General features: G+C 58.5%; 6 protein-coding genes. 3 read left to right on the top strand and 3 right to left on the bottom strand.

What is annotated here, in order from left to right; genetic code table 11:
* Positions 1-377: 377 nt before the first annotated feature.
* Positions 378-2759 carry a two-partner secretion domain-containing protein gene (locus AWB81_RS37440; RefSeq protein ID WP_235026105.1) on the bottom strand — a complete coding sequence of 794 codons (2382 nt, stop codon included), beginning with the start codon at positions 2757-2759 and terminating at the stop codon, positions 378-380.
* 924 nt (positions 2760-3683) lie between these two features.
* Positions 3684-3929: a transporter gene (locus AWB81_RS47515; RefSeq protein ID WP_087135457.1), complete on the bottom strand. Its 246-nt coding sequence runs from the start codon at positions 3927-3929 to the stop codon at positions 3684-3686.
* Positions 3930-4606: 677 nt separating this feature from the next.
* Between AWB81_RS47515 and AWB81_RS37430 the strand changes: the two genes are divergently transcribed.
* From AWB81_RS37430 to AWB81_RS37415, 3 genes are all read left to right on the top strand, one after another.
* Positions 4607-6076 (top strand): patatin-like phospholipase family protein, encoded by a 1470-nt coding sequence (locus AWB81_RS37430; protein WP_062643023.1) that lies wholly within the window; start codon positions 4607-4609, stop codon positions 6074-6076.
* Positions 6077-7004: 928 nt separating this feature from the next.
* Positions 7005-8261 carry a cation:proton antiporter gene (locus AWB81_RS37420; RefSeq protein ID WP_062643019.1) on the top strand — a complete coding sequence of 419 codons (1257 nt, stop codon included), beginning with the start codon at positions 7005-7007 and terminating at the stop codon, positions 8259-8261.
* A gap of 115 nt (positions 8262-8376) precedes the next feature.
* Positions 8377-9081, top strand: coding sequence for a potassium channel family protein (locus AWB81_RS37415; RefSeq protein ID WP_062643016.1), 705 nt, complete (start codon positions 8377-8379; stop codon positions 9079-9081).
* Positions 9082-9361: 280 nt separating this feature from the next.
* On the opposite strand, the gene AWB81_RS37410 is transcribed toward AWB81_RS37415, so the two are convergent.
* A complete protein-coding gene (locus tag AWB81_RS37410; protein WP_144444305.1) occupies positions 9362-10303 on the bottom strand; it encodes a hypothetical protein in 942 nt (313 codons plus the stop codon).
* Positions 10304-10683: the final 380 nt, after the last annotated feature.

Genomic DNA, 10683 nt, shown 5'->3' with positions numbered 1-10683 from the left:
GTTGCTTCCGGCTGGAGCATTTGCCGGGTGGGACTTACACCCACTGGAAAGCGCCACCTTTTCACGGCGCACACCCGTAGCGGTCCGTCGAACCGTCATCCGGGTAAGGTCGGCAATGGGATGCAGCGGCCATTAGCCCTTCTGCCCACGCGGCGACGCTGGCATACCAAGTGCACCCGAGTTGCGCGGGGCGTCGACTTCGCCACAGCGTCCAGGCTAGGTTCGACTTTTCGTCCCCGTCGTTTCGTCAGCAGTCGCCTTGCGCGCTGCACGCCTTGCTGGAGGACGGGATCGTCCAGGCCGCGCATCGGCTGAGGGAGGCGTCGTTGCACGCAGCGGCTTCGACTGTCCTGGCGGGCAACTGCGCCTTTGAACCATCAATTCGCCAGCTGCCATTGCAAGACGGGATGCTGATAGCCCAAGGGAATCACCCACGTTCCATTTTCACCAAAGTTCCAAGTCGGCCCAAAACTCGCTTTCATGCTCATTTGCGCAGTCGACAATCCATTCTGGCTCGGCACTTGAGTACCACTTCCCACGCCGACAGACTCTCCGGTCGCCTGCCTGTCCCAATAGACGTCGGTGGCAATATGGCCGGAGTTCCGGCTCGCTATTCCACCCCGGTATGTTGGCAGAAAAACCTGATCCACCTTCGCTGCTGCGAAAGACTCTTCGATTGTCCCGCCGTTGAAATCGACCAACCCGCCATTGCTTGTTGCGCTCGAGTAGCCCGTTGCGTACGATTGTCGAATCAACCCAGAGTTTCCGCCGATGAGCCCACCGGAGTGACCATGGGACCCCCCTCCCACTGCGCCACTGGCATACGATTGCGTGATCGTCCCAATATTTTCCCCGACCAATCCGCCCAACCACCCCTGAGAACCGACATCGACACTGCTTCCCGACCTCGAGATAACTCCGGTGTTCACGCCGACAAGCCCGCCTGCATCATTCCCGATGATCCCATAAACCAAAACTGAACCGCTGGTGAACACATACGTGATCAATCCGGCTGAGCGGCCAGCCAAGACTCCCAAGGGCCCGGATATCCCATTCGCGCTCGCGTCTGCCAACACTAGGTTGCGGATCACCCCCGACTTGGCGATCGTTGCGAAAAGTCCGAGCGGGGAATTAGCACCTTCTGCCTGTTGACTGTCAAAAACTCTCACGTTTCGTATCAGGTGTCCGAAGCCATCGAATTGCCCTGCGAACCCTGTTTCGCTTCGAATCCCAATCGGCTCGACCTGTGCACTTGCGGTACCTGCATTCACATCTTTACCAAGCGCATAAATGCCCGAGAGGTTTTGCGACACCTTGCTCAGATCGTTTATGGAATTCACAAGCTGGTAGGCGGTCACCTGTGTTTTGAGGCCGCTGTATGGCGCGGCGAGCCACGTCGCGTTGCTTCTGATAGTGCCCGGCGCGTAGGTACCATTCATGTCATAGAGAGCGGATACTACGCCTGTGCTTTTCGACCAATCAATCGTCCCCCGATTAATGATGCTGCCGTCGTTGTCGATGCCGCTCGCGTCGGCGCGCAGTGTCAGATGGCCCGCGCCCTTGTTCGAAATCGTCGTGATTGACCCCAGCGTCACCGAGTGGTTCGCGTTCAGAGTGAGCGACGCATCGCCTCGCCAGCGCAACGTCGATAGCATGTTGATGTCGCCGCTTGAGCCGTTGGAACCGCTCGTGTCAACCGTCACCGACGTGCCGTCCGTCAGATTTTTTGATAGCGTCGTGGCGTTATGCGGACCCGCGTTGAACTCGGGCGCTCTCACGTTCCACTGTGCCGCTTTCACCCTAGCGTCATCCAGATGCAGCGCATTGGCGTTTGTATCAACCGTGCCGCCGCTTCCCTCCGCGTTCGTGGCGACGACAAGATCATGTTGGTGTGCGGTGCCTCGCTCGGCGACCAGCCATACATGGCCGTCGCGGGTGGTGGTGCCGGTTGCATGCAGTTCGCCTTGCTTGCCTGCGAGCGCAAACACGTTGCCATCCGCCGCTTCGAGGTGGATCTGAACGGCGCGAATCGTGCCAGTATTCACAACGTCCCCGGGCGTTCCAGCTTGTACGAAAACCTGCGGACCGCTCGATGAGTCCTTCAACAAGACCTGTGCACCGGTGGCCAGTTCCGCTGTTCCGTTCGGAGCGAGGATCGAACCGTCGTTCGCGGTCAGCTTTCGCGAAATGAGGAATACATCTCCGCCGCTCGAACTAATCTTCCCGAGGTTCACCACTGCGGCGTCGCAGGAGCCGGTCAGCGTCAGCGAGCCGCCGCTCATGAACGCGTCGTTGCCCACGTCAAGCGTCGACGCGACAAATCGGCCGCCAGTAGTAACGACGCCACTCGCGCCGATCAGCACGCCTTGCGGGTTTATCAGGTAGAAGCTGCCCGTCGCGCTAAGCCTGCCGTCGATCACCGAGCGAGCCGTACCCGTCACGCGGCTCAGCGTGGCACCGGAGCCATTGTTCACGCTCACGCTGTTTTCATTGCCGATCGAGAAGGAGCGCCAGTCGATGATCGCGCGCGGCGTGCTCTGCGTGATGTTGAGTCCGGTGCGGTTTGAGGAGATTGTGCCAGCGCCGGCAACGAACTGCCCGCCGTTTGGCAGCGGCCCGCCCGCAAGCACACTTGTACCATGTAGGCCCATGGCATACAGCATTGCGGAAAGCATCCGGAAGCGAGGCGTGTGACGCCAATTGTTGGCAACAACCGCCGGTATGCGAATAGGCATCGGAACGGGCTCGAAGGTGGGCATAGCTCCCCCTGCAGCAGATACAACATAAGGCGCATCGATTTCGAATCAATCGCCTTAACTCATGATATGCGCTGGCTGGCACTTTAGTCGTCCGTAAGACTTCCATTTCCCACATTGTCCGATTATGTCGTACGCGACGGTCGGCCGCTGGCAGCGAGAACACCGCCCGCTTTGTCGGGCCGCCGCGCGCGATTCTGTGCACTATCCTTTACTGTCACCCCAGAGCCTTTTAGGGGCAAGTCGTGCTTGTCGCGAATCGATGGTGTAACGCCGAGGTGAATTAAAGTCGTTCTCGCGCCAATTTCCGTTTGATTAGTCGTCGCGCGAGTTCTATATTGCAACCAAATGACGCTCCTCGCCTGCCGTTGCGTCGTGATCGACAGAGAGCCTCGTGCACGTACTTGGCGACTCTCCAGCGACGGTGAACGTTACGTTGCAGACGACTACCAACACTTGACCAAACGGTCAGCGCATGTACGATCCGACACCATGAGATTCGACTTGCTAAAGTCTTCCTTTTCCTGCCTTGCCTTGCTGACATTCACGCCGATCACACTGGGGAACGACGGTGGAGACGGTGACAGCGACCGCGGTCGCTGCGGGTATTCGACAGCAGGGGCACGGTGGTTGGCCCGCTCGTTACGGCTTCATTCTCGAGTGGTGTAGTCACCAGTGCCAACGGCACGACTGTCGTCGTCCCGATAAGACGGATGACGGATAGCGGCGGTCACATTTCGTCCTCTCAATATGCATGAGCGGAAGGAAAGCCGTGGTACCCGACAACTGATTGCAGCGGCCCTCCGGCAGTCGTCGACGTCTTTGCCGTGCTGAGACCGGTCGAAGTTGTACGACGCGGCGCCGATGCGACGGCCTACCTTGCTTCCGATACGCACACGGCTTCGGCCGACCTCAGATCCTACTCTGTCACGCCAGGTCAATGCACGGCGTACGACCTTCTAGGCGTGGGAGGAACCAGTTTCCATAGGGCTGCGAGATGCCGATCTCCGGCCTGAATCCCCAGCGGTTCGCTCCTATGTTGACCAGCCGGGATGGGAGATACTGACCGGTCGTGGCCGACATCGTCAGGCTGATGCCGGCCGAGGTCGCTTGCTCGCGCCGGGCGAATTCCTCGGGCGTAAGCGCCGGACAAGCGGCGCTTCCAGTGGGCATATACGGTCTATACGTGAAAGGCAGCCGTTGGTCGTGACGCCGCCGTGGGAACGCACCTGTTCCTGCCGGACGGCGGCAAGCCGCGCTGCGGGGACTCGCGGAACCATTTACCGGGCACACTGTGCGGCGCGTTCGTCCCATGGCCTGCAGCCAGCTGCGAACATTTGGACCAAGTTCCTATGCCACGTGACTGAGCTCACTGATACGCTGGGTCAAACGTAGCGCCGTCCTTGCCTCCTACGCGCGATTCGCTTCTCTGGGATCCGATCGACAGCATGGCTGTGGGGTCGATTGCGCCAGTTAGTGGCACGCAGAAACAGGAAATTGCGGCTGTGGGAACCGACCGGGGCAGGCGTGCGCTTGGGAGTGCGTGCGGTCCTCTCACATAAAACTGAACGACCATTGCTGCACTTCGGTCCGAACACCTCATCATCTGTTCTGGACCATTCCGGAAGACTGCTCCGTTTCGGGAGCAGCAGTTCGGGTCCCTTCAAAGGCCAGTCCTGAGTTCGTCGGCAGGTCCGCCACGTACGAATGGGGGGGTTGACTCAGGTCAACGTCCGCCGGTCCGTGCGGCGTCTAATGAGTGATAACGTCGTCCCTGAGTCGTCTCGCGCAGATTCTGAATGGCACTTGCGCGCAATCGGCCTGTGTGAATTGCATGCGGAGGTCCCCTGATGCGATTGCCAAACACGACATCGCTGGCGTTTTTACTTTTGCTCCTGTTCGGAGGATGCGCGACCCGACCGATCAACCCACCGATCACACACGTGGATCCGGCTGCCGGCTATCGGTTCACGACGCGCCCGCAGTATTCGACGGACAATGAGGACCTCGTGATCCTAGCCTTTTCGGGCGGCGGCACGCGCGCTGCTGCGTTCTCGTACGGCGTTCTCGAGTTCCTGCGCAACACTGAAGTTGTTGGACCGAAAGGCAACAGGACACGCCTGCTTGACAATGTCGGCATCATTTCTGGCGTGTCAGGTGGAAGCTTTACCGCGCTGGCCTATGGGCTCTACGGTGACAAACTCTTCGACGATTACGAGCAGCGCTTTCTAAAGCGAGATGTGCAGCGCGAAATCACGTGGCGCACGCTTAACCCGGCTCGCTGGCCGTCGCTATGGTCGCGTGGCTGGGGCCGCTCTGAACTGGCCGCCGACCTGTACGACGAGATCTTGTTCAATGGCGCTACCTTTGGCGATATCAATCGCGGCAAAGGTCCATTTATCGTCGCGTCGGCCACGGACATTTCCACGGGTACCAGCGTGCCTTTTGCGCAGGGCACATTCGATGTGCTTTGCTCTGATCTGAGTGCGGTGCCTCTTTCCCGCGCCGCGGCAGCATCATCTGCGGTACCCGTGGTGTTATCGCCCGTAACACTGAACAATTACGGCGGTACTTGCGGCTATATGCCTCCTGCCTGGTTGAAGCCGTTTGTCGACACCGACAACCCTCCACGGCCTGCCGCACGCACCACCCGCCATATGACGGAGCAGGCGGAGTTCGAAGACAGCGCCAACCGACCATATATCCACCTCGTGGACGGCGGCATTTCAGACAATCTTGGGATGCGCAGCGTCCTGGATGCACTCGAAATCATGGAAACGCTGTATTCAATCGATCAGCCCACGCCATTCGATCGCATACACAGGATCGTCGTCTTTGTCGTCAATTCACTGTCCTCCCCTAAGACCCAATGGGACAAATCCGAATCCCCGCCGGGCACGGTCCCGATTCTGCTCAAAGCCGCAGGCGTTCCGATTGACCATTACTCATATGAAGCGACTGAGCTGTTGAAGGACACCGAGGCGCAGTGGGAATCCATGCGCCAGCTTCGGGAATCGCCTGCATTTATTAGAAGCACGGACACTAAGTTGGTAGCCGATCTGCGTACGCCTAACGCGACAATCTATACCATCGACGTGTCGTTCAACCGGCTCACGGACAAGGCGGAACGGGACTATCTGAACGAACTGCCCACGTCGTTCGCTCTCCCGCCCGAGGCCGTCGATCGCCTGCGGGCCGCTGCAACAAAAATCATCAAGGTGTCGCCCGAATTCCAGCGGCTTCTGCGGGACGTCAGGGCGGAAGTCGTCACTCAGCCGCAGCGCGAAGGCCCGCAAGCAGGGACACCCCCTACGAGATAACGCGCGAAAGCAGCCGGACTGCCGCGAGGAAGCCCTGCTGTGACAGGCGGCCAACAAGGCGAAGTACTGCCCGGCAGACGAGGATGAAGTAAAAAAAAAGGCATGTCAGCCATGACCAGCCGGTTGGCTGCGATGGTGTCGCCGGTGATGATTCTGATGTTGATTTCCGGGGCATGGGCACAGCCTTTGGACCCCAGCCGTGCGTGCCGTCACATTCATTCTGCCACCGTTCGTAGCAGCAAGGGAGACGCTAAGGGGCTTCAGCATCGAACTTGGAACGAGATCGCGGCAAAGCTGGGCGCCAGGCGCCGGCAAGAGCGCCCGCGCACTTCCCCACGCCAAACAACGTCGGCGTTCGTTCGTCCTCGCCACTTTCCCTTCAGGCTGCGCGACCTTATCTCCATGATCTAAAAGCGCGCTATCGCTCAGGCGACGACCCTGTGTCGGGTTAGGCGTCGTACGCCGGAGTTCTCAATCGCTGGAATCGATTTGTCACGTCCGCAAGTCATTCGTAGGACGCACTCCTTGGATGCCTACGGCCGCCCGATTGAGCGGCGCCGCCGTCGATACAAACGCGCGAGTTGATTCAGGTCAACGTCCACCGCTCCGTGTGGGTGTCCAATGAACGATGACGTCCTTACGCGCGGATTCTGAAAGCGTTGTGCGCTGAATAGGCCAGGCAACAGCTCTGTGCATGCCATGCTGCGACCGGATCGAGCACAGGCGCTCCTTGCTAACTGGACGAAGGCAGGCAAGACAGCCCCCGCGAAGCGCGTTGCCATTAGCTTGTTTAGCGTGGCCTTGCCGCGGCGGGCAGTTCCCTCTCATCTCGGGCTCCCGCAGAGATCTTCATTGTGGCGGCAATCAATCTGTCCGAGATATCCATAAGAAGGAAAGGCTCACACGGCATACACGGAGACTTCACTAAATGGTCCTTATCGCCGCGTTCATTTCAGTTGTCTTTCTCTACAGCCTGATATCGCGGCGGCTGGAGCGAACGATCCTTACCGCGCCCATCTTGTTCACCGTGGCTGGTGTGCTCATGGCGACTTCGCCTGAGGCGCTGACCGAACTCGCGCTTGACCGCAAGGGCTTGTTGCTGGTTGCCGAACTGGGGCTCGTGATGACGCTTTTTACTGACGCTTCACGCGTCGCTCCTCGTATGCTCAAAGGGCACACCAACTTGCCTGTTCGCTTGTTAAGCACGGGCATGTTGCTGACAATCATAGTTGGCGCCCTGTGTGCCATGATCGTTCTCAGAACCCTCACCTGGTGGGAAGCGGGCATCCTTGCCGCGATTCTGGCTCCGACGGATGCCGGGCTCGGACAAGTAATCGTGAACAGCAAGCTCGTGCCACAACGTATTCGCCAGGCACTGAATGTCGAGGCGGGTCTTAACGATGGGCTCGCGGTCCCCTTCATGATGTTCTTTATCGCGTTAGCAGTGGCCCAAGAGGAGAGCGGCGGTGCCTCAGTGCTCGCCCGCTTCCTCCTTGAGCAGATCGGCTACGGAGCGCTGGTCGGACTCGGCGTCGGGCTTGCGGGCGGCTGGATGTTAGGGCTTGCTCGTCGCAAAGAATGGATGGCCGAACCGCTCGCGCAGCTCGGCGTCGTTGCCCTGCCGCTCGCTTGCGTGCTCGCTTCGGAGGCAATCGGCGCGAGCATGTTCATTGCGGCATTCGTCGCTGGGCTTTTTACTCAAGCAGGCTTCAGCGAGGTTGGCAAACACAGCGTCGAGTTCACTGAGGAATGGGGGCAACTCCTCAACTATTTCGTCTTCTTCCTCTTCGGTTTATTTGTTCCCCGGTTCTGGGCCGGCTTGACCTTTGCCATCGTCGCCTACGGCGTGCTGAGTCTGACATTGATTCGCATGATTCCGGTGGCGATTGCGCTGAGAGGCACGGGCCTTAGCCGGCCGACCATACTATTCATGGCCTGGTTCGGCCCGCGGGGGCTGGCGTCCATCGTCCTCGGACTCGTCTATCTCGAGGGTGAAACAAAACTGGCGGGAGAACCCACCATCAAGCTTGCCGTAGCAGCAACTGTACTGCTCAGCATTTTCGCTCACGGACTGACGGGACTTCCTGGCATCAGCCGCTACACGACAGCGATTGCGAAGTTGAATAATGATGCGCCGGAGCATGAGCCGCCCGACCTCGGCAGAAATAAAATCGAGACGCACTGAAAGTTTTTGGGTGGCGCTCCTTTGCGTGTTCTCGGGTGCATCGCAGCTTGACCCGCTGGGAACAAACGTAGCGGCGGGAGGACACACGCACAGGTGAGATGGACCCGGAGCGACAATGACACAAGGGCATCGTTTGTTTGATCGTGCAGCGAATCTGCGGATTAGCAGTATGGCGGCGCTCCTGGCGCTTGCCATCCTCGCTGTGTTTGTCGTTCCATTCACCATCGCACCGACAAGCGTTCTGGCAAAGATTGCTCAGGATGTGCTGCTTTCGCTGGTTCTAATTAGCGGTGTAGTGGCCGTATCGGACTACCGCGCGCACCTGATCCCCATTGCCATTGTCGCCGGAATCGCAATCGTGGTCCGCTCGGCGGGATGGTTCCTGTCACCGGGGTTGGCAACAGCGCTTCGCGATGAAACAGCCCTAGTTGCACTCGGCCTGCTTGCCGCGGCAATCGGAATCAAGGTATTTGGCGCCGGTACAGCAACATTCGACCGGATACTTGGGGCGATTACACTCTATATACTGATCGGGGTCGTCTGGTCGGAGGCATATCAACTTATCAGCATCTATGATTCGGGCGCTTATCTAGGAGTCTCGCACGGTAACATTCCTGCCGATCGCTCGACCTGGATCTACTTGAGCTTCGTCACGCTCACGACCGTCGGTTATGGAGACATCACACCCGTCGCTCATGCTGCAAGGTCGCTTGCAATTGTTGAGGCGCTAATCGGTCAACTCTATCCAGCAATTATACTGGCGCGACTGGTGTCGCTACAGGTCGCGGGAGACGATCCCCGCGAACGTAAGCGCAGTTGATTTAGATCAAGCCCGGTGGAAAGCGGTGGACGGTCGACACGTGTAAGTTCCTCTCCGCAGGCCTCGAAATGTCGGCCGCACGCGTGAGTCGAAGGTGTAATGGCCGGTTCGATTGTGCAATGGAGAGAGGCGTTCTGCCTACCCGGCCCTTTGTGGGTCGGCAGCAGACGTCGGGAAGCCCGCTAGATAGATACTACAGCTATGGGCTATAGTTCGCGCATCACCTGATCGAGAAGCAATCCGCCTGGCAACAACTCGGCGCGGGCAAACCGTACAAGGGCTACCGCACGGACTTGAGGCGGCCTCGTCGGAATGCAATGTGAAACTCGAGATCATCCGCGGCTTGCACACTCTCACCTGTCTGAACTACATTCATCGGGTTCAATCGAATATTCTTTTTGATAAGGCGCACGTGCTTTTCTGGTTCCATCAGAACCCGGCAAACCCCGTCGAGTTGACGCTCAAGAGCGTCCGTCGGAACACTCAACTCACTGAGGTGCCGGGAGTTATTTTCAATCTGTGCCTGAAGCTGAATAAGTTCTTCGCGTGTGACAGGAGAACCGCCGCCACACACGGAACGCATGCCTGTGCCTTCGCGCTCTAGCAAGCGTAACCGCCTCTTGAGCAGCGCGCGGCCCTGCTCAAGGACATCACGATGATCTTTCGCTAGTTTTCCCAGCCCCGTGAATGCTAGCTGGTCTATCACTCGCCTTACGACCTCTCGCCGCAGATCCGATTCCGATCGGCTGCAGATACGTACGCGATGGTCACCAAAGCAAACTGTAGTTTGAGCGACATCTCGATGTACAATTTCTCCCTCGAGTGCGACCCCTAGTACGTGACGTTCCTTCAGTGCCATACCGAGCACCGCATAAGCGTGCTCCGAATCAGGGTTCTGTTGGAAGTACGCACGCAATTCTTCCGACCGGCTAATTCTTTCCGCCAGATCTTCGCGCCTGGCGAAAAAGGCAAGCATGTAAGGATCCGTAGCCCATGCACATGAACTGGCCTCATGGGGCGCACGTAGGGATCCGACCAGGTCGGTCGCGTACCGGAGCGATTCCGCGACGGCTGGCGCCAGCCGTTCGTGCGAGCGCCGTGCCATTCGCAGACGAGGAATTAGCGCCTTGACCCGATCGACTAATTCTTCAACCTGTTCCGGTTCTCGGCGTTCATTGCTCGCCTCGTCATCGATTTTCAGCCAACCAAGAATACCCATCATCTTGGTAGCCCTCGGCATTACTTGACTCGGAGCGGCTCTTCATAACCTGGACATTTAATTTTCGGTTCTTCCAGAACATATTGGCACTCGGGGCTGCAGGACGAGTTATGGTCGGAACTGGTGTTCGGGTGAGGCAGGGATTTGAAGGCGGTGGCGGTTTAGCTGAGAATGTTGCTTGTCTAGAGTAACAACCAGCCAAACCGGGATCCACCACCAATGAAGAAGGTTACAGAAGAAACAAGCGCAGGTAAATCGGAAGCGCGGCCCAGCGGCCTTGACGATTTGATTCAGCAAGGCGCGCGATGTACCGGCTCGGATTGTCTGTTGGAGTAGGAATGACAGTCGCCTATCACCCCCTCCGCAGATCCGTACGTGCGCTC

The organism is Caballeronia arationis, from assembly GCF_001544975.2.
Lineage (GTDB): Bacteria > Pseudomonadota > Gammaproteobacteria > Burkholderiales > Burkholderiaceae > Caballeronia > Caballeronia arationis.
This window is presented reverse-complemented; position numbering and strand designations above follow the sequence as displayed.

Excerpts from the sequence above, each read along its gene's own strand:
- AWB81_RS37440 (WP_235026105.1), bottom strand. The coding sequence starts at position 2,759 with ATGCCCACCTTCGAGCCCGTTCCGATGCCTATTCGCATACCGGCGGTT.
- AWB81_RS37410 (WP_144444305.1), bottom strand. The coding sequence starts at position 10,303 with ATGATGGGTATTCTTGGTTGGCTGAAAATCGATGACGAGGCGAGCAAT.
- AWB81_RS37430 (WP_062643023.1), top strand. The coding sequence starts at position 4,607 with ATGCGATTGCCAAACACGACATCGCTGGCGTTTTTACTTTTGCTCCTG.
- AWB81_RS37420 (WP_062643019.1), top strand. The coding sequence starts at position 7,005 with ATGGTCCTTATCGCCGCGTTCATTTCAGTTGTCTTTCTCTACAGCCTG.
- AWB81_RS47515 (WP_087135457.1), bottom strand. The coding sequence starts at position 3,929 with ATGCCCACTGGAAGCGCCGCTTGTCCGGCGCTTACGCCCGAGGAATTC.
- AWB81_RS37415 (WP_062643016.1), top strand. The coding sequence starts at position 8,377 with ATGACACAAGGGCATCGTTTGTTTGATCGTGCAGCGAATCTGCGGATT.